General features: G+C 54.1%; 23 protein-coding genes and 1 CRISPR repeat array. Of the genes, 6 read left to right on the top strand and 17 right to left on the bottom strand.

Going from position 1 to position 23,303, the window contains the following annotated elements:
- Positions 1-97: 97 nt before the first annotated feature.
- Positions 98-2,083: a CRISPR-associated endonuclease Cas3'' gene (locus tag B5D58_RS02940; RefSeq protein WP_198407861.1), complete on the top strand. Its 1,986-nt coding sequence runs from the start codon at positions 98-100 to the stop codon at positions 2,081-2,083.
- Here the strand turns inward: B5D58_RS02940 and B5D58_RS02935 are convergent.
- The 9 genes from B5D58_RS02935 to merT form a co-directional block, all read right to left on the bottom strand.
- Positions 2,080-5,049 (bottom strand): Tn3 family transposase, encoded by a 2,970-nt coding sequence (locus B5D58_RS02935; RefSeq protein ID WP_011111446.1) that lies wholly within the window; start codon positions 5,047-5,049, stop codon positions 2,080-2,082. The two genes, B5D58_RS02940 and B5D58_RS02935, sit on opposite strands and share 4 nt — an antisense overlap.
- 2 nt (positions 5,050-5,051) lie before the next feature.
- On the bottom strand, positions 5,052-5,612 hold the full coding sequence (locus B5D58_RS02930) for a recombinase family protein (RefSeq protein WP_011111447.1): 561 nt from the start codon (positions 5,610-5,612) through the stop codon (positions 5,052-5,054).
- Between the two features lie 129 nt (positions 5,613-5,741).
- Positions 5,742-6,728: a DUF3330 domain-containing protein gene (locus tag B5D58_RS14020; protein ID WP_011111448.1), complete on the bottom strand. Its 987-nt coding sequence runs from the start codon at positions 6,726-6,728 to the stop codon at positions 5,742-5,744.
- Positions 6,725-6,961, bottom strand: a complete 237-nt coding sequence (gene merE / locus B5D58_RS02920; RefSeq protein WP_041356560.1) for a broad-spectrum mercury transporter MerE — start codon at positions 6,959-6,961, stop codon at positions 6,725-6,727. The genes B5D58_RS14020 and merE overlap by 4 nt, the downstream gene beginning before the upstream one ends.
- A complete protein-coding gene (merD, locus tag B5D58_RS02915) occupies positions 6,958-7,323 on the bottom strand; it encodes a mercury resistance co-regulator MerD (protein WP_011111449.1) in 366 nt (121 codons plus the stop codon). The genes merE and merD overlap by 4 nt, the downstream gene beginning before the upstream one ends.
- 17 nt (positions 7,324-7,340) lie before the next feature.
- Complete coding sequence (merA, locus tag B5D58_RS02910; protein WP_011111450.1) at positions 7,341-9,026, bottom strand: mercury(II) reductase; 1,686 nt, start codon at positions 9,024-9,026, stop codon at positions 7,341-7,343.
- Positions 9,027-9,064: 38 nt separating this feature from the next.
- Complete coding sequence (merC, locus tag B5D58_RS02905) at positions 9,065-9,487, bottom strand: organomercurial transporter MerC (RefSeq protein WP_011111451.1); 423 nt, start codon at positions 9,485-9,487, stop codon at positions 9,065-9,067.
- A gap of 28 nt (positions 9,488-9,515) precedes the next feature.
- Positions 9,516-9,791: a mercury resistance system periplasmic binding protein MerP gene (gene merP / locus B5D58_RS02900; RefSeq protein ID WP_011111452.1), complete on the bottom strand. Its 276-nt coding sequence runs from the start codon at positions 9,789-9,791 to the stop codon at positions 9,516-9,518.
- 13 nt (positions 9,792-9,804) lie between these two features.
- A complete protein-coding gene (gene merT, locus B5D58_RS02895; RefSeq protein WP_011111453.1) occupies positions 9,805-10,155 on the bottom strand; it encodes a mercuric ion transporter MerT in 351 nt (116 codons plus the stop codon).
- A gap of 71 nt (positions 10,156-10,226) precedes the next feature.
- Here merT and merR point away from each other — a divergent pair, with 71 nt between their 5' ends.
- The 3 genes from merR to cas2 are packed head-to-tail and all read left to right on the top strand — an operon-like array spanning position 10,227 to position 11,546.
- Positions 10,227-10,652, top strand: a complete 426-nt coding sequence (gene merR, locus B5D58_RS02890; RefSeq protein WP_011111454.1) for an Hg(II)-responsive transcriptional regulator — start codon at positions 10,227-10,229, stop codon at positions 10,650-10,652.
- Complete coding sequence (gene cas1, locus B5D58_RS02885) at positions 10,627-11,253, top strand: CRISPR-associated endonuclease Cas1 (RefSeq protein WP_011111455.1); 627 nt, start codon at positions 10,627-10,629, stop codon at positions 11,251-11,253. The genes merR and cas1 overlap by 26 nt, the downstream gene beginning before the upstream one ends.
- A 2-nt stretch (positions 11,254-11,255) precedes the next feature.
- Positions 11,256-11,546, top strand: a complete 291-nt coding sequence (gene cas2 / locus B5D58_RS02880) for a CRISPR-associated endonuclease Cas2 (protein WP_011111456.1) — start codon at positions 11,256-11,258, stop codon at positions 11,544-11,546.
- A gap of 180 nt (positions 11,547-11,726) precedes the next feature.
- Positions 11,727-12,340: a CRISPR direct-repeat array (repeat unit 37 nt; unit sequence GTAGCGCCCGGTCACCAGACCGGGCGAGGATTGAAAC).
- Positions 12,341-12,342: 2 nt separating this feature from the next.
- On the opposite strand, the gene B5D58_RS02875 is transcribed toward cas2, so the two are convergent.
- The 5 genes from B5D58_RS02875 to B5D58_RS02855 form a co-directional block, all read right to left on the bottom strand.
- Entirely contained in the window at positions 12,343-12,927 is a 585-nt protein-coding gene (locus tag B5D58_RS02875; protein WP_011111457.1) for a nuclease-related domain-containing protein, read from the bottom strand.
- A 127-nt stretch (positions 12,928-13,054) separates the two neighbouring features.
- Positions 13,055-14,005 carry a polysaccharide deacetylase family protein gene (locus B5D58_RS02870; RefSeq protein ID WP_011111458.1) on the bottom strand — a complete coding sequence of 317 codons (951 nt, stop codon included), beginning with the start codon at positions 14,003-14,005 and terminating at the stop codon, positions 13,055-13,057.
- Between the two features lie 119 nt (positions 14,006-14,124).
- A complete protein-coding gene (locus B5D58_RS02865) occupies positions 14,125-14,577 on the bottom strand; it encodes a SixA phosphatase family protein (protein ID WP_011111459.1) in 453 nt (150 codons plus the stop codon).
- A gap of 55 nt (positions 14,578-14,632) precedes the next feature.
- Complete coding sequence (locus B5D58_RS02860; protein WP_011111460.1) at positions 14,633-15,325, bottom strand: VIT1/CCC1 transporter family protein; 693 nt, start codon at positions 15,323-15,325, stop codon at positions 14,633-14,635.
- 15 nt (positions 15,326-15,340) lie between these two features.
- The gene (locus tag B5D58_RS02855) at positions 15,341-16,015 is read right to left on the bottom strand and encodes an alpha/beta hydrolase (RefSeq protein ID WP_011111461.1); all 675 of its coding nucleotides are present in this window, start codon (positions 16,013-16,015) and stop codon (positions 15,341-15,343) included.
- A 78-nt stretch (positions 16,016-16,093) separates the two neighbouring features.
- Between B5D58_RS02855 and B5D58_RS02850 the strand changes: the two genes are divergently transcribed.
- Positions 16,094-17,206 (top strand): transglutaminase family protein, encoded by a 1,113-nt coding sequence (locus B5D58_RS02850; RefSeq protein WP_011111462.1) that lies wholly within the window; start codon positions 16,094-16,096, stop codon positions 17,204-17,206.
- Positions 17,207-17,318: 112 nt separating this feature from the next.
- Here B5D58_RS02850 and B5D58_RS02845 read toward each other — a convergent pair whose 3' ends face one another.
- From B5D58_RS02845 to cysB, 3 genes are all read right to left on the bottom strand, one after another.
- Positions 17,319-19,040, bottom strand: coding sequence for an NADPH-dependent assimilatory sulfite reductase hemoprotein subunit (locus B5D58_RS02845; RefSeq protein WP_011111463.1), 1,722 nt, complete (start codon positions 19,038-19,040; stop codon positions 17,319-17,321).
- An 8-nt stretch (positions 19,041-19,048) separates the two neighbouring features.
- Positions 19,049-20,881 (bottom strand): assimilatory sulfite reductase (NADPH) flavoprotein subunit, encoded by a 1,833-nt coding sequence (locus B5D58_RS02840; protein WP_041356566.1) that lies wholly within the window; start codon positions 20,879-20,881, stop codon positions 19,049-19,051.
- Between the two features lie 530 nt (positions 20,882-21,411).
- The gene (cysB, locus tag B5D58_RS02835) at positions 21,412-22,368 is read right to left on the bottom strand and encodes an HTH-type transcriptional regulator CysB (RefSeq protein WP_011111465.1); all 957 of its coding nucleotides are present in this window, start codon (positions 22,366-22,368) and stop codon (positions 21,412-21,414) included.
- A 232-nt stretch (positions 22,369-22,600) separates the two neighbouring features.
- Between cysB and B5D58_RS02830 the strand changes: the two genes are divergently transcribed.
- The gene (locus B5D58_RS02830) at positions 22,601-23,299 is read left to right on the top strand and encodes a phosphoadenylyl-sulfate reductase (protein ID WP_011111466.1); all 699 of its coding nucleotides are present in this window, start codon (positions 22,601-22,603) and stop codon (positions 23,297-23,299) included.
- Positions 23,300-23,303: the final 4 nt, after the last annotated feature.

The raw sequence follows: 23,303 nt of genomic DNA, 5'->3' as shown, positions 1-23,303 counted from the left end.
AGTAATTCTCCTCTTATTTCCTGATCAGGTTGGGTAGCGGGTGCGGCAAAATATCGGAAAGCTTGTTTCTAGGAAACAACCCCGGAGATCTGAGAAAGTGAATGCTGAAAACAATACCACTTATCTGGCGCATGTGCGGCAGCTGCCGAATGGGAGATGGATCGAGCATTTTCTGGAAGAGCATTTGCTCGCTGTTGCTGTATTGGCGGCTGAATTTGCGTCTGTTTTTAATAGTCAGGACTGGGCACGCTTGTCCGGATTGTGGCACGACATCGGCAAATTCCGCGAGAAATTCCAGAAATATATCAAGTCCGTCAGCGGCTACGATGCCGAAGCACACATCGAAGGTGCGCCTGGTCGGGTGGATCATTCCACTGCAGGCGCCATCCATGCCATTGAAGAACTGGGCCCGCCGGGACGCATCATCGCCTATCTGATTGCCGGGCATCACGCTGGGTTGCCAGACTGGAATGGCGAACCCGCTTCATTGTTTCAGCGGATAGAAGATGGTAAGCAAAAAGGCTATCGGCAAGAAGCGTTGCAGAATGCACCGACAACCGGACTGTTCAACCAACCATGTCCCACTTCATCTCCACCGCAAGATGGTTCGTTCGCGCTCTGGATCAGGATGTTGTTTTCCTGTCTGGTGGATGCTGATTTTCTGGATACGGAAGCCTTTATGGACGAGCGCAGGAAAGATTTGCGCGCGGGTTATCCGGCGTTGAATGAATTGCTGTCCGCATTCGACCAGTACATGAATGACAAAACAGCAAATGCAACAGATTCTCCGGTCAACCGTATCCGTACTGAAGTGCTACGCCAATGCTGTGAGAAAGCCACGTTGCCGCCCGGCCTGTTCTCGCTCACCGTGCCCACCGGTGGCGGCAAAACCCTTTCCAGCACGGCTTTTGCACTGAATCACGCCATGCATCATGGCAAACAGCGCGTGATTTATGTCATCCCCTACACCAGCATCCTCGAACAGACGGCGGAAATTTTCCGCAAGATTTTCGGGGATGAAAATGTCATTGAACACCACAGCAATCTCGATCCCGACAAGGAAGATTCACGCTCGCGGCTCGCCACGGAAAACTGGGATGCCCCCATCATCGTCACCACCAACGTACAGTTCTTCGAATCACTGTTTGCTGCCCGTACCAGCCGCTGCCGCAAGCTGCACAACATCGTGAACAGCGTAGTCGTTCTGGACGAAGCGCAACTGCTGCCGCCGGAGTTCCTCGCCCCTATCCTGCATGTCATGCAAGATTTGTCGCAAAACTATAAAGTGAGTTTCGTACTTTCTACCGCGACGCAACCCGCCTTCTCGCCGCGCCCTAAGTTTTCCGGTCTCAGGGGTGTGCAAGAGCTGATGGACGACCCGGATGGGTTGTATGCCGATTTGAAACGTGTCGAAGCCGAACTGCCACGGGATTTCAACGCACCTCGTACTTGGGAATCCATTGCTGAAGAATTGCAGCAATATGATTCCGTGTTGTGCATAGTGAATTCCCGTACTGATTGCCGCGCGCTGCATGCGTTGATGCCCAGGGACACCATCCATCTTTCCGCCCTGATGTGCGGCCAGCATCGCAGTGAGGTAATCGCGGACATCAAACAACGTTTGAAAGATGGCATCCCCACTCGTGTTATCAGTACTCAGCTGGTAGAAGCCGGAGTAGATATAGATTTTCCAGTGGTTTATCGTGCACTGGCTGGACTGGATGCCGTGGCGCAGGCTGCCGGGCGTTGTAACCGCGAAGGTATGCTGCCGGGTATGGGCAAGGTTGTCGTGTTCGTGCCGCCCAAGCCAGCTGTCCCTGGACTACTGCGCAAAGCTCAACAGAGTGGGCAGGAAATCATGCGGCTGACCGAAGGCGATCCACTCACGCGTGAGCGTTTCGAAGCCTACTTTCGTCACTACTACGCCAGTCTAAACAGCTTAGATGAAGAAAACATCATCGGCCTGCTGGACATGCACAACCGGGTCGAAGCTCGCCGTGCCGAGTTCAGCTTCCGCACTGCCGCGGACAAATTCCAGCTCATTAAGGGGTCATCTCAGAAAACGGAAAATAAAGCACGCTAAGCCGGTTGTAGCGGTCGTAGCGGCCTGAACTTGCCCTCTCCGATCTTGGCGCTGCTGCGCCACAGGTAATCACCGGTCAGGTTGATGTGCTCCCAGCCCAGCGGTGACAGGTACTGCAACAGCGCGTCATCGACGGCATGACCGTTGCCACGTAGCGCATGCGCCGCCCGTTCCAGATAGACCGTGTTCCACAGCACGACAGCCGCTGTCACCAGGTTGAGGCCGCTGGCCCGGTAGCGCTGCTGCTCGAAACTGCGGTCGCGGATTTCACCCAGCCGGTTGAAAAACACGGCGCGGGCCAGCGCATTGCGCGCTTCGCCCTTATTGAGTCCGGCGTGGACACGTCGGCGCAGTTCCACGCTTTGCAGCCAGTCCAGAATGAACAGCGTGCGCTCGATGCGGCCCAACTCGCGCAGGGCCACGGCCAGGCCGTTCTGACGTGGGTAACTGCCGAGCTTCCTGAGCATCAGCGAGGCTGTCACCGTACCCTGCTTGATTGAGGTGGCCAGCCGCAGGATTTCGTCCCAGTGGGCACGAATCGCCTTGATGTTCAGCTTGTCGCTGCTAATCATCGGTTTGAGCGCGTCGTAACTGGCTTCACCCTTTGGGACGAACAGCTTGGTATCACCCAGGTCGCGGATGCGCGGCGCAAAGCGGAAGCCCAGCAGGTGCATTAAGGCGAAGACATGATCGGTGAAGCCTGCCGTGTCGGTGTAGTGCTCCTCGATGCGCAGGTCGGACTCGTGGTACAGCAGGCCATCGAGCACGTAGGTCGAGTCGCGCACGCCGACGTTCACGACCTTAGTGTGGAACGGCGCGTACTGGTCGGAGATGTAGGTGTAGAACGTCCGCCCTGGGCTGCTGCCGTATTTCGGGTTGATGTGGCCCGTACTCTCGGCCTTGCTGCCAGTGCGGAAGTTCTGGCCGTCCGACGATGACGTGGTGCCATCGCCCCAGTGCTCGGCGAACGGGTGCCGAAACTGTGCATTGACCAGCTCGGCCAGCGCCGTCGAGTAGGTTTCGTCGCGGATATGCCAGGCTTGTAGCCAAGCCAGCTTGGCGTAGGTCGTGCCGGGGCAGGATTCGGCCATCTTGGTCAGGCCGAGGTTAATCGCGTCGGCCAGGATCGTCGTCAGCAGCAGGTTCTTATCCTTGGCCAGATCGCCCGATTTCAGGTGCGCGAAGTGACGAGTGAAGCCCGTCCATTCATCTACCTCCAGCAGCAGTTCGGTGATCTTGACGTGTGGCAGGATCATCGCGGTCTGGTCGATCAGCGCCTGCGCAGTCTCGGGCACGGCTGCATCCAGCGGCATAATCTTCAGGCCCGACTCGGTGATGATCGCATCCGGCAGGTCGTTCGCCGCTGCCATGCGATTGACCGTGGCAAGTTGCGCCTCCAGCAGCGTTAGCCGGTCGTCTAGGTACTGGTCACAGTCGGTGGCCACGGCCAGCGGCAGTTCGCTGGACTGCTTGAGGCTGGCGAACTTCGCGGGCGGCACCAGGTAGTCCTCGAAGTCCTTGAACTGGCGTGATCCCTGCACCCAGATGTCGCCCGAGCGCAGCGAGTTCTTGAGTTCCGACAGTGCGCACAGCTCGTAGTAGCGCCGGTCGATGCCGGCGTCGGTCATCACCAACTTCTGCCAGCGCGGCTTGATGAAATCGGTCGGAGCATCAGCGGGCACCTTGCGGGCGTTGTCGGTGTTCATGCCGCGCAGCACCTCGATGGCATCGAGCACGTCCTTGGCGGCGGGCGCTGCCCGCAGCTTGAGCACATCCAAAAATTCCGGCGCGTAGCGGCGCAAGGTGGCGTAGCTCTCGCCGATACGGTGCAGGAAATCGAAGTCATCGGGCTGCGCGAGCTTTTGCGCCTCGGTGACGCTTTCGGCGAAGGCGTCCCAGGACATGACGGCCTCGATGGCGGCGAACGGGTCGCCGCCCGATTGCTTGGCGTCGATCAGCACCTGGCCGATGCGGCCGTACAGGCGCACCTTGGCGTTGATGGCTTTGCCGGACGCCTGGAACTGCTGCTGATGCTTGTTTTTGGCTGCGTTGAACAGCTTCCCGAGGATACGGTCGTGCAGGTCGATGATTTCGTCAGTGACGGTGGCCATGCCTTCGATGGCCAGCGCCACCAGGGTGGCGTAGCGCCGTTGCGGCTCGAACTTGGCCAGGTCGGCGGGCGTCATCTGGCCGCCCTCGCGGGCGATCTTGAGCAACCGATTCTGGTGAACCAGCCGCTCGATGCCGGGCGGCAGGTCGAGCGCCTGCCAGGCTTTGAGACGCTCGATGTGTTCGAGCATGTGCCGAGAATTGGGCTTGGCGGGCGACTGCCGCAGCCAGGCCAGCCAAGTCGTCTTGCTGTTGTCGCGGCGTTTTAGAAGATCGTCGAGGCCATGCCGGTGCCCGTTCGACAACGGCTCGGACAGGGCTTCGTAGATTCGTCGGTTGGCGCGGGTGATGGCCTCGGAGCTGGCGCGCTCGATGGCATTGAGCGCGGGCAGAATGATGGACTGTCGCCGCAAATGTTCGATCAAGGCATCGGCCAGCACGATGCCCTTGTCGGTCTGCATGGCTCGCTCAGTCAGCGTATGCACAGCCTGCCGATAGTGGCTCATCGTGAAGGGCTGGAAGCCGAACGCGTTTTGCAGCTCGACCAGGTGCTCGCGCCGGGTCTGCTCTCGCTGCCCGTAGTCGTCCCAGCTTTCGATGCCGACCTTGAGTTGGTTGGCGACCAGTTTCAGTAAGGGCGGGAACGGCGGCTGATCGACGCCAAGGATAATGCCGGGAAAGCGCAGGTAGCAAAGCTGCACGGCGAAGCCCAGCCGGTTGGCAGGCCCGCGCCGCTGCCGGATGATGGCAAGGTCAGTATCGCTGAACGTGTAATGTCGAATCAGGTCGTCCTTGGTGTCCGGCAACGCCAGCAGGCTTTCCCGCTCGGCGGCGGACAGTATGGAACGACGAGGCATCGCTATTGATCCAATCTCAAGTATTGATACAGGGTCTCCCGGCTGACACCGAATTCACGTGCCAGCTTCGCTTTCTGTTCGCCGGCTGCGGCACGCTGCCGCAGTTCGGCGACCTGTTCGGGCGACAGTGCTTTCTTACGGCCCCGGTAGACTCCGCGCTGCTTGGCGAGCGCGATGCCTTCGCGCTGCCGCTCGCGGATCAAGGCCCGCTCGAATTCGGCGAACGCACCCATCACCGACAGCATCAGGTTCGCCATCGGCGAATCCTCGCCGGTGAAGGTCAAACTCTCCTTGACGAACTCGATGCGCACGCCGCGTTTGGTCAGCTTTTGTACCAGGCGGCGCAAATCATCGAGGTTGCGCGCCAGGCGATCCATGCTGTGCACCACCACCGTGTCGCCTTCGCGCACGAAGGCCAGCAACGAATCGAGTTCAGGCCGCTGGGTGTCTTTTCCCGACGCCTTGTCGGTGAATACCCTGCCGACTTCGACATGCTCCAGTTGCCGTTCCGGGTTCTGGTCGAAGCTGCTGACCCGGACATAGCCGATGCGTTGACCCTGCATGGTGCCTCTAAACACGAAAGTGTCAGGAAGAAATTTATGACCTTTCGCCGCAGGTGTCAAGAAATACAAAAATTGGCTCTATTCTGACGTTGCTGGGTGGCTTCTCCTGACATCAGGATAGGGTATGCTTCAACCTGACGGCGTTGGGCCGCCAGCGGCAGGTGTAGTAACTGGTTCGGCTACGGCTTTAGCTCGGGCCTGAAAACGTTCATAACAATCGAGTCCACAAAAGTGTTCGACGTATTCCGAGCCTTCCGGGGTGAAGGCAGCATCGAGCGGAATTTCCTTGCAGCACACGCAACAACTGGTGGTCGGTTCGTTGACGTTCATGGTGACACCCCTCCATCGCTTAACGAAGGCGGCGAATGCCGCCGCCGGCATCGGCTTGGCGAACAGGAAGCCCTGCACTGCGTCGCAGTCCGCTAGCCGCAACTGCGTGAGACTGGCCGGCGTTTCCACTCCCTCGGCTACCACTTCCATGCCAAGGCCGTGCGCGAGTTGGATCACCGCCCGGACGATGGTCTGGTCGCGTGTGTCATCCACGATTCCCGCGACGAACGATTGGTCGATCTTGAGCGTGGTGATCGGGCAGCATTTCAGGTGTTGCAGGCAGGAATAGCCCGTCCCGAAATCGTCGGCAGCGAAGCGCACGCCGATGGCGCGCAACGCATCCAGGAGAGGAAAAATTGCCGGATCGCCGAAGGCGGCCGATTCGGTCAGCTCGATTTCCAGATACTCGGCGAGCAAGCCTGCCGCCGCCAATGCCTGTTGCACCTGGTCATCGAAACCTGGCCCGACCTGGCGTGCGGATACATTGACGGCCAGGCGGAACGGCCGCCATTGCACCGGTAGCCACTCGTGCATCTGCTGGCAGGCTTCGCGCAGCACCCATGCACCGATCTCCGGCATCAGGCCGGACGATTCCGCCACGGGTAGGAACTGGCCCGGCGGTAACAAGCCGAGACTCGGGTGCCGCCAGCGTAACAGTGCTTCCGCGCCGGCAATCTGGTCACTGCGCAGATCGACAATCGGCTGGTAATGCAGCTCAAGCTGTCCGAGCACAACCGCCTGCGCCAATTGTGTCGCCGTCCATACAACCGGTCGGGAAGCGGTCATGATCTTCCCTTGAACGCTCGAAGCAGCCGCGCCACGGACAGGACAAATAACCCGGTCAGCGCGAGGGCAGCAACACCCCAATGCTCCCCAATGAAAGCGCCGGCGGTCGTACCGGCCAGCACAGCGGCGAGAATCGGCAGATGGCAGGGGCAGGTCAGCACGGCCAGCGCGCCCCACAGGTAGCCGGTGACCGGCTTGCGCGTCTCGGCTGGCAAGCGCTCGGGGCTGTTCATGGCAAACTCTCCGTTTGCCGTGCCGACTCGATTGGCATGGCGGCCAACTGCATTTCGAGGCTGGCCAGGGCCTCGCGCCGCCGTTCTACGAGTTGATGCAGCACGGCAAGCTGCGCAGCCGCGCCGTCGCCGTCCGCAGCATCCAGTGCCCGACACAGCCGCGCCAGCGCGCCCAGGCCGATGCCCGCGTCAAAGGCGGCCCGCACGAAGCACAGGCGTTGCAAGGCTGCCGCGTCGAACAGGCCGTAGCCGCCCGTGGTGCATGCGACCGGCCGCAACAATCCACGCACGATGTAGTCGCGCACGACATGCACACTCACGCCGGCATCGTCAGCCAGTCGGGACACCGTGTAGGCGTTCATCGAACACCTCCTTTTCCTCACCCGGCGCAGCAGGAAAGCTGCTTCACATCCTTGTTGAAGGTCTGCGCCGCGAGCTTCAACCCCTCGACCATCGTCAGGTAGGGGAACAACTGATCCGCCAGTTCCTGCGCCGTCATGCGGTTGCGAATTGCCAGGGCTGCCGTCTGGATCAGTTCGCCCGCTTCCGGGGCCACCGCCTGCACGCCAATGAGCCGCCCGCTACCTTCCTCGATGACCAGCTTGATAAAGCCGCGTGTGTCGAAGTTGGCCAGCGCACGCGGCACGTTGTCCAAGGTTAAGGTGCGACTGTCGGTCTCGATCCCGTCGTGATGCGCTTCCGCTTCGCTGTAGCCCACGGTGGCGACCTGCGGGTCGGTAAACACCACTGCTGGCATCGCGGTCAGGTCCAGGGTAGCGTCGCCGCCCGTCATGTTGATCGCGGCACGGGTGCCGGCGGCCGCTGCCACATAGACGAATTGCGGTTGGTCAGTGCAATCGCCGGCGGCATAGATGTGTGGCGCGCTGGTGCGCATGCCTTTGTCGATGACGATAGCCCCCTGCGCATTGACGGCGACACCCGCCGCTTCCAGCGCCAGGCTGCGCGTGTTCGGTGTCCGGCCGGTAGCGACCAGCAGCTTGTCGGCGTGTATTTCACCGCGCGCCGTGGTCAGCACGAATTCGCCGTCCACGTGGGCGACCTGGCTGGCTTGCGTGTGTTCCAGCACCTTGATCCCTTCAGCACGGAACGCCGCCGTGATTGCCTCGCCGATGGCCGGGTCTTCGCGGAAGAAGAGCGTGCTGCGCGCCAGGATCGTGACCTGGCTGCCCAGTCGGGCGAAGGCTTGCGCCAGTTCCAGCGCCACCACCGACGATCCGATCACGGCCAGGCGTTCGGGAATGATGTCGCTGACCAGGGCCTCGGTCGAAGTCCAGTAGGGCGACTCTTTCAAGCCCGGAATCGGCGGCACGGCCGGGCTGGCACCCGTGGCGACTAGGCAGCGGTCGAACACCACGACGCGCTCGCCGCCAGCGTTCAAACGGACGACAAGGCTCTGGTCGTCCTTGAAACGCGCTTCGCCATGCAACACGGTGATGGCCGGGTTGCCGTCCAGGATGCCTTCGTACTTGGCGTGGCGCAGCTCATCGACGCGTGCTTGCTGCTGGGCCAGCAGCTTGCTGCGATCAATTGCAGGTGCAGTCGCCGGGATGCCGCCGTCGAACGGGCTTTCGCGGCGCAGATGGGCGATATGGGCAGCGCGGATCATGATCTTGGACGGTACGCAGCCCACATTGACGCAAGTGCCGCCGATGGTGCCGCGTTCGATCAGCGTGACCTTCGCGCCTTGCTCGACGGCCTTCAGCGCCGCCGCCATCGCGGCCCCGCCGCTGCCGATCACGGCGACCTGCAACGGGTGCTCGCCGTCGCTGCCCTTGTCGGCGGCTCCCATCCAGTCGCGCACCTTGTCGAGCAGCCCGGTGCGGTTGTCCGTCGGCGGGGCATCGGCGAGCGTTGCCTTGTAGCCGAGTCCGGCCACAGCGGCGGTCAGCGCGTCCGGTGCGGTGCCGGGGTCAAGGTCGAGCTGGGCCGCACCCTTGGCGTAGGACACAACGGCAGACTGCACGCCGGGCACTTTCTCCAATGCTTGCTTGACGTGCGTAGCGCACGAGTCGCAAGTCATTCCGGTGATCTTCAACGTGGTCATACTGCATTCCTTTTTCGTTTTGTGAGCGGCCAATGCCGTCAGCCGCGTTTAGCGGGCAGTTCGCAACCGTCCGGCCCGCAACGGCGGTTGGCTGGCGAGACGAAATCCCAGACCGACACCCCGACCATCAAGGCCAAGCCGACATACATCAGGTTCGCCGTCCACCAGTTGCCGAGTAACCAGACCGTGGCTGCGAACACGATGGCCGGGCCGATCATGCCGAGCACGCTGCGGTGCCATTGCCGGTGGCTCAGCCAACCCAGCGCGTTCGCGATGAAGGCGACTGCGGCAAACAGCGGCAGTAGCCGGCTGATAAACAGGCCCTCGTATTGGCTTAGAAAGCCCAGCCCGATGGCCGCGCCCAAGCTGGCGAGGGCGGGAAAACAGGCGGCGCAGCCCATCGCGGAAACGACGCTGCCGAGCGCCCCGGTTTTATCGGCAATGCGTGTGACGAGTCCCATGTGTCGCTCCCGAGTTAGGTTCAGCGGATCAGCGTTTGACGCTGGACGGATAGCCCGCGCCCTCGGTCGCCTTGGTCAACTTCTGGACGTTGGTCTTGGTGTCGTCGAAGGTGACGACGGCCTCGCGCTTGTCGAAGCTCACGTCGGTCTTGCTTACACCCTCGACTTTCGAGATGGCTTTTTTGACCGTGATCGGACAGGCAGCGCAGGTCATGCCAGGCACGGACAGCGTGACCGTTTGGGTGGCGGCCCACACGGGGGCAACGACGGCGACGAGAGCGAGGGAGGCAAACAGTTTTTTCATGGTGAACTCCTGATTAGTAGAAAAATGGCATGACGTAGGGAAAACCAAGCGCAACCAGGACCAGCACGGCCACGATCCAGAAAATGAGCTTGTAGGTGGTATGCACGTGTGGAATCGCGCACACCTCGCCCGGCTTGCAGGCTTCTGCCGGGCGGTAGATGCGCCGCCAGGCAAAGAACAGCGCAACCAACGCCGCGCCGATGAAGATCGGCCGATACGGCTCCAATATCGTCAGGTTGCCGATCCACGCGCCACTGAATCCCAGAGCGACCAGGACTAGCGGCCCAAGGCAACAGGTAGAGGCGAGGATGGCGGCCAGCCCGCCGGCGAAGAGCGCGCCGCGCCCGTTTTGTGGTTCCGACATGCTTTTGTCCTTTTGAATTTGGAATGGATAGCGTAACCTTACTTCCGTAGTCATGTACGGAGTCAAGCGATATGCAAACTATTTTGGAGAATCTGACCATTGGCGCTTTTGCCAGGGCGGCAGGGGTCAATGTAGAGACCATCCGGTTTTATCAGCGCAAGGGATTGCTGCCTGAGCCGGACAAGCCCTATGGCAGCATTCGCCGGTATGGCGAGGCGGATGTGACGCGGGTACGGTTTGTGAAATCGGCCCAGCGGCTGGGATTTAGTTTGGACGAGATCGCAGAGCTGCTGCGGCTGGACGATGGCACTCACTGCGAAGAAGCAAGCAGCCTGGCGGAACACAAGCTCAAGGACGTGCGCGAGAAGATGGCCGACTTGGCACGTATGGAGTCGGTGCTGTCCGAACTTGTGTCCGCCTGCCATCTACGGCAGGGAAATGTTTCCTGCCCGTTGATCGCGTCGCTACAGGGTGACGCAAGCCCGGCTATGCCTTAGCGTGCTTTATTTTCCGTTTTCTGAGACGACCCCTAAAGACCTTGATCAGGTGCGCGGAATTGAGGGAGATGCGGCCAAAACCTATTTTTCCGCTCTGCCATATCTTGTACGCAAAGATATACGTGAATTCTTTACGATGGACGGGCGAACGCGCCGTCCGCCACGTGATCGCTTCAACGCTATGCTTTCATTTATTTATTCTCTGGTGATGAATGACTGTCGTTCTGCTCTGGAAAGTGTCGGACTGGATCCGCAAATAGGTTTCTTGCATGCAGTGCGCCCCGGAAGAGCAGCCCTCGCGCTGGATCTAATGGAAGAATTCCGCTCGTTCATGGCTGATCGGTTGGCACTGACCCTGATCAACCGTGGACAAATCACCGATCAGGATTTACTGGTACGTGAAGGTGGTGCTGTCCATCTTGAGGATAAAGCCAGAAAAACTGTAGTCGTTGCCTATCAGGAACGCAAGCAGGAAGAGATTACTCATCCTCTGCTTGAAACCAAAGTACCTATTGGCTTGCTGCCGCAGCTTCAGGCAAGATTTATGGCTCGCGTCATACGCGGTGAAATGGATGGTTATCTTCCTTTCTTGGTTAGATAATCATGCTGATCATTGTTACTTACGATGTTTCAACGGAAACCAGAGCAGGTCGCAAGCGATTGCGCCGTGTTGCAAAATTATGTGAAAGTATCGGGCAACGTGTGCAAAAATCTGTATTTGAATGTCGTATCAATTTAATGCAGTATGAGGAGCTGGAGCGTCGTTTACTGTCTGAAATAGACGAACAGGAAGATAATCTGCGGCTATATCGCCTGACCGAACCGGCGGAGCTCCATGTAAAAGAGTATGGCAATTTTAAGGCAATTGATTTTGAAGGACCTCTCACTATCTGATAAACGCGAACCTGTAGCACCGGCTCAATACCGGCCAGTTCGCGCTACATCTAACTGTATGGTAACAAACAGGAAAATAGCTTCCTTTTTCTACTGTTCGTTACCGGCAGCCGAGAAAATCTTTACGTTCGCGCAAATTGCCCGAATTTTAAAGATGTATCAAGCAGTTATAGTTGTACTGTAGCGCCCGGTCACCAGACCGGGCGAGGATTGAAACTGGCAATCCTTGATCCATAACGAGATGACTAGCTTGTAGCGCCCGGTCACCAGACCGGGCGAGGATTGAAACATTGATGTTACAATCCGAGAAAACCGAGGCTCCTAGTAGCGCCCGGTCACCAGACCGGGCGAGGATTGAAACAGTGGCATCAGTAATAGATTTGTCAGGGTCACAGGCGTAGCGCCCGGTCACCAGACCGGGCGAGGATTGAAACTCTACCTCTCTTGATCTCCATCAGGAAATTGCCAGGTAGCGCCCGGTCACCAGACCGGGCGAGGATTGAAACTTTAAATCGCTAAGAATTACTGACCCTAATCTAAGTAGCGCCCGGTCACCAGACCGGGCGAGGATTGAAACACATCGTAATAGGCTGCATTACTGGCCCGTGTCAAGTAGCGCCCGGTCACCAGACCGGGCGAGGATTGAAACATGATGTATTCAGGTATCAGCGTCTGTGCCGGTAATGTAGCGCCCGGTCACCAGACCGGGCGAGGATTGAAACCCGGTAGTCGACCTATTAAAGCCATCATTTAATTAGTAGCGCCCGGTCACCAGACCGGGCGAGGATTGAAACAGTTATTCTCTGAGCCACCTGCTGTTTGCACGTACTTGAGTGATTGGGTTCCTGTCCAGCGCAGTGCTATTCTTCAATATATGATTTCCATCGTAAACCAGTTTTGATTCACCACGATCCGGCTTGGAAAGCGTTTTTGTTTCTATGACATAGATACCGGATGAGTGGATGACGACATGGTCGAGATTAAATCCTTTTCCCGGTATATCGTGAAAAATATGACTTCCTTGGGCTCTTAATCGTTCAAGAAATTGCCCTACCGCAAGTTCTCCGGCCAAACCTAGCTTGATACGCTTGACTTCTTTGCGCCCTTTATAAATTTTCCATAGAAGTGTTGCGATACAAGGTATAGCCATCACTGTAAATAAAACCGGGTTTGGTGATGTTTGTGTATACCACCGTATCCATTCCCACGCGGCTATTAATACAAAACATAATGCTGCTATGAAATACGGAACGATACCATCCAGGAAAATATTCTGAAGACGGTGATTCAGGGATTCACCCGGATTTCTGAGTGGATTGGCTTTTATGGGCGATTTCAAGGGATCTATTCTGTAAAAACTAGAGTTATTACGAATGATCATAACGAGAGTTTTGTTTATCCAGACATTGAATTGAACCGAATTAATCCATCAATTTCTATTCTGGTGACTTTAGCGAATATCGGATCGGAGAAGTATTTCCACGGGCGTGGGGAAGACCCGATAAACGTTACACAGTCTGAATTCTTTGTCTCATATTTCGTACCATGCGCAGTACATAGCGCCATTCGCTTTGATCCCAGGGGGTGAAGCGTGGTAGCTGGAACATGTCGCTATCCTGTCGGGCAGCGCCCCATGCAGTTGAAACAGCCGCTTCAAACCCGGCATCCTTGATCATTTTTACGTGTGCAGACAGGTAATCTTTTCCCGGTTTGCCATTCGGGTAGGCAAACAGGCGCAGGGGTGTATCGATAATAGCTTCGAGTTTTGCCTTGCCTTCTGCTATTTCCGTGCGTGCGGCGGCATCATCGATGCTGGCGAGAATCGGGTGGGTGAGGGTATGCCCGCCTATTTCCATTCCTGCATCGTGCAATTGCCGAACTTGCGCCGAGATCATCATGAGATTGTCCGGCAGGTCGGCGGCGATAATGGTACTGAGTTTGTCCACTTGGGAGGCTCGTGCTTCATGGGGCAGGTATTTCAGTTTGTTGATCAGCAGATTCAGGGTTTCCCGCCTTTGTTCAAGTGTGGCGATAGCGTGGTTTCCCAAACCGATTGCATTCAAATCCAGTTTGTCTCCTTTGGCCCGGCGTACCGATTCGATGACGGTATCGTTCCACATTCTTCCCCCATCGAGAAAGCCGGAAGCGATGAAGAATGTGGCAGTTACGCCATGTTTCTGCAGAATAGGAAGTGCAATTTCAGCATTGTCCGCATAGCCGTCATCAAACGTGATGCAGGCGGCACGGCCGGGCAGGGTGCCGCTGCGTAACTTATTGACTGCTTCAGATAAAGGCAGGATATTGAAGTTGTTGGTCAGATAGCTCAATCCCTTTTCGAACTGTGCGATTCCACCTTCTCCCGTCAGCAGATCCGGTTCCGGCAGAACGCGATGGTAAATGACGATGGATAATTTTGAGTTTTTACCTGCGGGAGAAAACAGGGAAGGCAGTATTTTCATGGGAGCAGTATTTGGGGTTTGATCTGGTTCGGGAAAAACAAGGATACTGATGAATCAATGTCACCAGATCGGTGTCAGTGGTCGTTTTTCCATGTTATTTGGAAGAAATGATCCGGTCTTTACAATATCTCGGGTGTCATCACTGCGCGCAGGATGATGCTTTCCCGTTCATCCTTTTGCTTGCTGCTGAACCACCAGATCGAACCTTTGCGTACAGAGAAACCACTTTCATCTCCTTTCAGCAAGAGAGAGGCAATTTTGCCAAGAGTTGGCTGGTGCCCCACTACCAGCACCGTTCCTTCTGCTTCCGGCCAGGCAATTGTATTGAGTACTCTGTGCGGGGTAGCGCTCGTTCCTACCTGCTCGCTGGTTTCAAAATGGTGGGTCAGTGCCGAGACGGTTTGCTGTGTACGTGTAGCCGGACTGACGATGATGCGCGTATCTTTTGGTAATTTGGGCTCAAGCCAGCGGGCCATTTTTTGTGCCTGTTTCAAACCTTTTTCGGTCAGCTTGCGGGTGGCATCGGGAATGCCATCTTCCGCTTCGGCGTGACGCCATAAAATCAGATCCAAATGATGCTCCTTATCTTGATAAAAACTGTCGGTGTTCTCTGCTATTGAATTATGTTCAGGCAATGATTCCGAACAGGGTGCCGGTAAGTGCGGTGAATGCCATGGCGAGCGCTCCCCAGAAAGCTACGCGCGCAGCGCCTGTCAACATATTTGCTTTTCCGAGATAGGCTGCAAATGTTCCCAGAGCAGTCAGCGAAAGCAGGGAGGAGATTGCCACGACTGGAATGATATGGGTTGTTGCAGGTGCGGCGATGGTTGCTGCGAGAGGCATCGATGCACCGAGGATGAACATACCAGCAGAAGTGAAGGCAGCCTGGACGGGTTTTGCGTTGACTCGCTCGTGCAGACCCAGTTCGTCCCTGAGATGAGCATCGAGTGCATCATGAGCCATGAGCTCCCGGGCAACTTGGGCTGCCAGTTCGGGCTGCAATCCTCTTTTCATATAGATATCTGTGAGCTCCTGCAGCTCGAAGTCGATATCCCGATCGAGATGGTACTGTTCGAGAGCGACATCTGCTTTTTCTGTATCTGATTGCGAGCTTACGGAAACATACTCTCCTGCGGCCATCGACATGGCGCCAGCAACGACACCGGCCACCCCTGCAAGGAGAATGTCATCTGCAGCAGCGTGAGCAGAGGCCACCCCGATAATCAGGCTGGCGGTTGAAACGATTCCATCATTGGCGCCCAGTACTGCGGCCCGTAACCAGCCGGTACGATGTGAATAGTGGGTATTGTCATGAGTCATTGTCTGAATCTGTTCTTATTTCAGGATGGTTTTCAACCAGCGGGAAATATCGACCAGCTCCTGATCACATACCGTATGTTCCATTGGGTATTCATGCCAGGTTACCGGGTAGTAGTATTCACGTAATTGTTGCAGTGAGGCATGTGCCAATTCAATCGGGACGATGGGGTCATCGTTGCCATGAGCCATGAATATGGGGGTTATCCTGTTGGTGATATGTGCTTCACGTTCAATCTTATGAGCAAGTGGGAGATAACCTGACAAGGCGATGATGCCAGCCAGCCTGTCCGGATGGCGCAATCCCGTATGCAGTGCCATGGCGGCACCTTGTGAGAATCCGGCCAGGATGAGGTGATCCGGCGGGATGCCGCGTCGATCTTCACGTTCGATCAACTCTACGATTGCGTGCTGTGATCTGCGTATCCCGGTTTCATCTTCCTGTTCGACGAAATCAGTATGTTGGATGTCGTACCAGGCTCGCATGATGTATCCGCTATTGATGGTGACAGGCTGCTGGGGAGCGTGTGGAAATAGAAATCGGATCGGGATTTCCGGTAAATCGAGCGCTTGTACAACAGGTACGAAATCATTGCCATCGGCTCCCAGCCCGTGCATCCATAAAATGGTATATTCCGGATTTGATCCGGTTGTAATATCGATTGCAGAAAGCTGAAATGAATTGTCTGGCATGGCGCTGTTGAGAATTGACCGGGTTGGCCGGTAGCGATAAATTTATCGGGTTCTATACTATCATTGATGAGGAGTTGTATGAAACGCAGGAGTTTTTTCAAGCTGGTGGGGTCGAGTGCTGCAGCTGCTGCTTTATTTCCGGCTGTTGCGCGTGCATCTTTGCCCCCAAACCAGAAATGGCGCAGCTATCAATTAACGTACCAGGTTACTCTGCCTGCATCGGGTAAGGTCGCAAAACTGTGGCTGCCGCTGCCGGACGCAAGTGATACCGTTTATCAGTTCACTCAGGGAAATAACTGGAGCGGAAAAGCTACGGCTTCAGCTTTTTATATGCTGCCGGGTACTCAGTCACAGGTATTTTTTGCTCTCTGGCAAAAGGGGGAGGAGCGTACGGTCAGGGTAAGCAGTATTGTCAAAACTGCTGACCGTACTGTTGATCTGCATTCCTACCGGGCGCCTGCCAAAATTTCAATTCCCCAGAATATACAGCGCTATTTACAATCCACCAAGCATATTCCATTGGATGATGTCGTGAAAAAAATGGCGCGCTCTGTGACCAGCCCGGCCAATGCACATACTCCTTTGCAGCAGGCGCGTGCCATTTATGATTGGGTAATCAATAACGTGGCCTATGATATCAATGGGCGTGGGCAGGGCAGTGGAGATCTTCGAAGTCTGCTTTCCAGGAAGGAAAATCTCAGTGGAAAATGCGGGGATATTCATGCACTCTTTGTAGGTCTGGCACGTGCTTCCGGCATCCCCGCCAGAATCCAGTATGGCATCCGTATCGGTGATTCGGCATTGAACAAAAATCTGGGTAAGTCGGGTGACATCAGCACTTCCCAGCATTGTCAGGCAGAGTTTTATCTTTCCGGGTTGGGTTGGGTGCCGGTAAATCCATCCGATGTAGCCAGGGTTATGGCGGCAGAATCGTTATCACACAACCATGATTCGATCAGTCAGCTGAGGGAAAAGCTGTTTGGTTCCTGGGAGATGAACTGGGTGGCGTTCAATGAAAGAGAGAATGTTGACCTCGGTACCACCAAGGTAAGCGCCGCCATCAGCAAGCTGCCATTCTTCGGTTACCCCTATGCAGAAATTGACGGGCGACTGCAGGATAGTCTGGAACCAGAATCTTTCTCCTACAAAATTACCTCAGCAGTACTGGTGGGGACCGGCGCAAAGCTGTAATCCGAATATAACCTGATGATCATCTCGACTGGTGGATGATCATCAGGTATTGATAAGAGGCTGTCAGGATCAGGGAAAGAGTATCGCTGGCAAGTAGTTCTGCAGAAGCTCCTCAGTCATTCGAGAAGCGTCCTTCCGTTACCTCACGGATAATACCGGCGCGAATCGTAAAATCACCAAAGTGCTCATCAGGCAACCGTTCTGTTGCATAGCGACCAAGTACTTCGTTAAGGGTTTCAAGGATTGCCGGTTCACCGATATTTTCGCGGTAAAGACGATTGAGGCGCTGGCCGTGAAAGCCACCACCCAAGTAAAGGTTGTATTTACCTGGCGCGCGACCGGTGAGTCCAATTTCTGCAATGAAAGGGCGACTGCATCCATTAGGACATCCTGTCATCCTGAGTGTAATCGGTTCATTTTGCAGGTTGTACCGAGTAAGGATTCCCTCGATCTTCGTAATCAGATCGGGCAGATAACGTTCGCTGTCGGCCATTGCCAGGCCGCAGGTTGGCAGGGCAACACACGCCATTGAATTCAAACGCAGTACACTGCGCTCGTTAAAGGCGATTAATCCTGTTTCTCTTAGTAATGCTTCTATCTCAGGTTTGTCAGCCGTGGCAACGTTGGCAATCATGAGATTCTGGTTGGGAGTCAGGCGAAAATGCCCTTTGTGAACATGTGCAATTTGTGCAATTTTATCAAGCATATCGCGGTTTAAGCGGCCATTCTCGATAAACAGTGTGAAGTGATGAAATCCATCACCCGATTCAATCCACCCGTAGATATCCGCATTGGAGGTAAAGTCATAGGGGCGTGCCGATTCGAGCGGTCCGGCTCGATCTTCAATGGCAAGTTTGATCCAGTCCAGTCCTTTATCGTCGATTGTGTATTTAAAGCGGGCACGTGACCGATCGGCACGATTGCCATAGTCACGCTGAACACCCATGACAGCTTCGGTAACAGAAATAAGTCTGTCCGGCGTAATGAAACCGATGACTGATGCAGTACGAGGATAGGTATGTGGCGCCTTGTCGGTACGCCCCATTCCACCACCGATTGCAACATTGAAACCTGCTATTTTCCCGTTTTCACCAATGATGGCGATATAACCCAGATCCTGGGCATAAATATCAATATCATTATTGGGTGGGATTACGAATCCGATTTTGAATTTACGGGGCATATAGGTTTGCCCGTAGAATGGCTCTTCCGGTTCGGACGAAGCAATCCGTTCTTCGCCATACCAGATTTCATGATAGGCCCGGGTTTTGGGAATGACGTGATCACTCACTGTTTTTGCCAGTGCTGCAAGTTCTGCCTGCAGTGCAGGGAATTGCGGGTTGACAGTCGCCATTACTCCACGTGAATCATCTCCGCATGCAGCTACTGTATCAAGCAATACTTCATGAAGACCACGGATCAACGGAACGATATTCTGCTTGAGCACCCAGTGAAACTGGAAAGTCTGTCGAGTAGTCATGCGCAATGTTTCGTTGCCATGTGCGCAGGCCAGTTCTGAGATCTTTAACCAGCGTTCGGTCGTACAAATGCCTCCCGGCAAGCGTACACGAATCATGAACTGAAAAGCGGGTTCCAGTTTCTGGCGGCGGCGCTCATCACGAATCTCACGATCGTCCTGTTCATAAATACCATGAAACTTCATCAACTTGATATCGTTGCCGGGCACGGCGGATGTAATGCGATCCAACAGACCAAGTGCGATTGTGCCACGCAAATAATCACTTTCAGCCTTAAGTGACTCGTCCGGACTCAGCCGTTCAAGCGGTTGGGATATATCGCAACTGCGATCAGTTGGGGGAAGGGTATTTGCCATTTATATTCTCAATAAACATCGCGCTGATAGCGCCCATCGCGTTGCAAATCGCGAAGATATTCTTCTGCTTCCTCACGTTGAACGCTTGCCTGTTCTTCAATAACGGTGACCAGTATGTTATGAACATCGGGTGCCATGTGCGAAGCGTCGCCACATAAGTAAATATAGGCGCCTTCTTCCAGCCAGGCATAGACATCGTGCGCATGCTCATAGATGCGATGTTGTACATAGACCTTCTCTGCTCCGTCACGTGAGAAGGCGACTTCCATTTTTGTTAAGACACCATTCTTCAGCCAGTCCTGCCATTCGGTCTGGTAAAGAAAATCGGTACGGAAATTACGTTCACCGAAAAACATCCATGAACGGCCACCACCATTTGCTTCACGCTCTTGCATGAAGGCACGATAGGGTGCCACGCCGGTCCCGGCACCGATCATGATGATCGGCTCACCGTTGGATGGCAGACGGAAATGAGGATTACTCTGGATATAAACCGGTAGTACGGAATCAGCTATAGCCCGATCTGCCAGATGACCGGAGGCGACACCTGAGCGAGGTTCCCCATGCAGCTTATAGCGTACTGGCGCAATAGTGATATGTGCCTCATCAGGACAGATCGACAAACTGGAGGCTATGGAATAGAGACGCGGCTGCAACGGACGCAGTCCATCGACAAAACGCTGCGGATCAAGGCCCTTGAGTGGATAAGCGCGAATGATATCAATTATATGATTATCATGAAGGAATGCTGCGCGCTTGGTATTATCCATTGCGGAAAAAATATCAGTCGTGCCGGTCAATTCTCCCCAGTGATCAAGGAAACGCAGCGTTGCTGTGGTGATTTCGAACGATTTGCCAAGTGCATCAAAGAGAGTGGTTGTCTGACCCTTTACAGTGAGTGGTGCGTCTGGATTCATGTTGAGCGCAGCCAGTAGTGCTTCAACCATTGCGGGGTCGTTATGAGCCGCGATGCCTAATGCATCACCCGGTTCGTAGGTCAGGCCGGAATCAGCAAGTGAAATTTCAATATGGTGTGTTTCCCGGGTCGAGCCTCGACCAGAGAGAACAATATTATCGATGACAGTTGCCGGGAAAGGATTTCGTTTACTATAAACTGAATTGTTAGCTTGCTGAGTACCGCCTGTTGTCTTTGATGGTGATGCGACTGATGATATGGCCGATGCCTGTTCGGCGGCGAGCAATGCCAGTATACCGGTACTCCATACGGCTGCCGGGTCTTCGTAATCCACATCGCAATCGACGCGCGGTTGCAGCCGTTTTGCACCTAATGCCTCAAAACGCTCATCGAGACGTTTACCGGCGCCACAAAAATGTTCATAGCTCATGTCGCCCAGTGCGAGTATGGCATAACGCAACCCGGATAGTGAGGGAGCCTTGCGCCCCTCGACAAATTCAAAAAATTCCATTCCGGACTGAGGTGGATCTCCTTCTCCATGAGTGGAGGTAATAATCAGCAGATCCTGCTCTTCTTTGAGTTTGCGAACTTTGTAATCAGCTATGCCAACGAGTGTTGGACTGAGCCCTTGCTCAACGGCCAGTGCTGCCAGACGGATTGCCAGCTCAGTACTGTTACCGGTTTCACTGATGTGAAGAATGGTAAGTGAACGAGCTGCAACGGGTTCTGCTTGTGTTACTACTGGAGGAATGCATACATCCGGCGACTGGGAGGCTGTGCCGCTGCTGCGTAACAAAGCTGATCCAAGGCCGGCAAAGTAGCCGCTGATCCAGTATGCATGTTCTGGCGTAAGCGAAGAGCCTAGTGCCTCGACAAGTTGCCACTGTTCCGCAGTCAGTGTGCCCCTCGAGAGTTGTGATGCCATCATTTTATTCTATATTTTGGAAGTTTTTCACACGTAGAAATACGTAGAAATAGGATAGCCAGCGGGTAACTAACATATCCTGAATATTTTGTAGGTATGGACAAATCAATTAAAAAAACCGTTTGCGTCTGTTTTAGTTTTGCGTTACATCACTCTCTAAATAAGAGTATGCAAGGATAGCAATTATTTTTATAATTCAAAAGAATATTAAATTAATTACATATTGTATTTTGTTATATAAAAGACATCAGGATAGTCACAGAAATTTTTGATGCCAATCAAATATAAAATTATAAGGATATGAGCTATCCTAACTCCCGATCAGAAAATTTATTCCTCAATGGCGTTGGTGCTCGCTTATTAAGCTTTGTTGCTGTGGGTACTGCGGACTGTCCGGCGGAGTGTGTATTCAGCAATAATATTTATTCATATCGTGCTGTCTCCACTTTCCGGATAAATGTACCGAAAATTTTAAGGGGCGGAGTCTATCAGAAAGCAATCTGATCATCAATCGAGGCATGCCGAGAGATTTATTTATCGTTGGCTATAGATAACTGTTGATTTTCGGGGTTTTTGAGTAATTTATTAACTGTTTCCATGTCGAGATGAGCAGCGAACATCTCGATAAAATCGTAAACATAGTGACGAATGTAACTGTTACGACAGATGCCGATGCGGGTAGTGCTGGGTTCAAACAGATGTGCGGCATCAATAGCCCGTAGCTTTTTATCGCGAACTGGATCAAAGGCCATCTTTGCCAGAATGCCTACGCCTAAACCTATTTCTACATAGGTTTTGATTACGTCCGCATCAAGTGCGGTCAGTACCACATTGGGTTTCAGCCCTTTGGATTCGAATGCCTGGTTGATTTTGGAGCGGCCGGTAAAGGCAAAATCATAGGTAACGATAGCGTATTGGGCGATGGATTCAAGTGTTAACTCCTTAAGCTGGAGTAATGGATGTCGGGGTGGAACAACGATGCAGCGGTTCCATTCGTAGCAAGGCAGCATGACAAGTTTATCGAATAATTCGATAGCTTCGGTTGCTATAGCTAAATCGGCTTCACCAGATGAAACCCAGGTGGCTATCTCTATGGGACTTCCCTGTCGTAAGGACAGCCTGATTTTCGGGTAGTGTTCGATAAAGCGCTTGATTACAGGAGGAAGTACATATCGTGCTTGTGTGTGAGTAGTCGCAATAATAAATGTACCGCTTTCCTTATCATTAAATTCATTTCCAATTTTTTTCAGGTTGTCTGCGTCCTGCAGCATCCGCTGAGCAGTTTGCAGGATCGCCAGCCCTGGCTGCGTAATGCCGATAATACGTTTGCCGTGACGTGTGAAAATCTCAACCCCCAGTTCTTGTTCCAGTAGCTGGATCTGTCGGCTGATCCCAGGTTGTGAAGTATGCAGGGCATTTGCTGCCTTGGATAAATTCAGCTTTTGTTTTGCAATTTCATGAAGATATTTTAATTGCTGAAGTTTCATCTATATAAAAATAAATAATATATAATTAACTCAATATTCTTTTGAATTATAAATATAATTGCTATGCTTGCATACTATAAAGAGCAGCATAAAAATAGTGTTATCTGCGCTGTGCACCGTTTGACACACTACAAAAATAGTGCAATAGCATTCGCATCAAATCGGAATCGATAAGCTTATGTAGATGTTTTTGTGAATGGGTGTTTGTCAGGTAAAATAACGTCTTATTAATATGGGTGAGCAGGCATTGCAGCAAAAGGTTGAGCAGTTGCACAGTTTGTTAGGCAATATTCAGCGGGATTATTCTCCTGCCGTGTTTGCCAGTAGTTTTGGTGCTGAGGATATGGTACTGACGGATCTCATTGCGCGCCATTATCCTGAAATTGGCATATTTACTCTGGATACCGGGCGCCTGCCGGAGGAAACCTATGATCTGATGCAAAAGGTAAAAGAGCGTTATGGTGTTTCCATTCATGCTTATTTTCCTGATGCATCGGCTGTTGAGCACTATGTAGCACAGCATGGGCCAAACGGGTTTTATGATAGTGTTGCCTTGCGTAAGCGTTGTTGTTACATACGTAAGGTTGAACCTCTGAAACGTGCGCTGGCTGATAAAAAAGCCTGGATTACGGGGATGCGTCGTGATCAATCGACGACACGTGAAGAATTAGAGCTATCGGCATACGATAGCGATCACGGTCTGCACAAATTCAATCCACTCTGTGACTGGACCGAGAAGGATGTATGGAATTACATCAGGCAGCACGATGTTCCCTATAACGCATTGCATGATCGCTTTTATCCCAGTATTGGTTGTGCCCCCTGCACCCGGGCGATCACGCCGGGTGAAGATATTCGCTCAGGGCGCTGGTGGTGGGAGAATCCCGAATCCAGGGAATGTGGTTTGCATACCCGGAAAATAGAAGCATAAATTA

Source organism: Nitrosomonas europaea, assembly GCF_900167395.1.
Classification (GTDB): Bacteria; Pseudomonadota; Gammaproteobacteria; order Burkholderiales; family Nitrosomonadaceae; genus Nitrosomonas; species Nitrosomonas europaea.
This window is presented reverse-complemented; position numbering and strand designations above follow the sequence as displayed.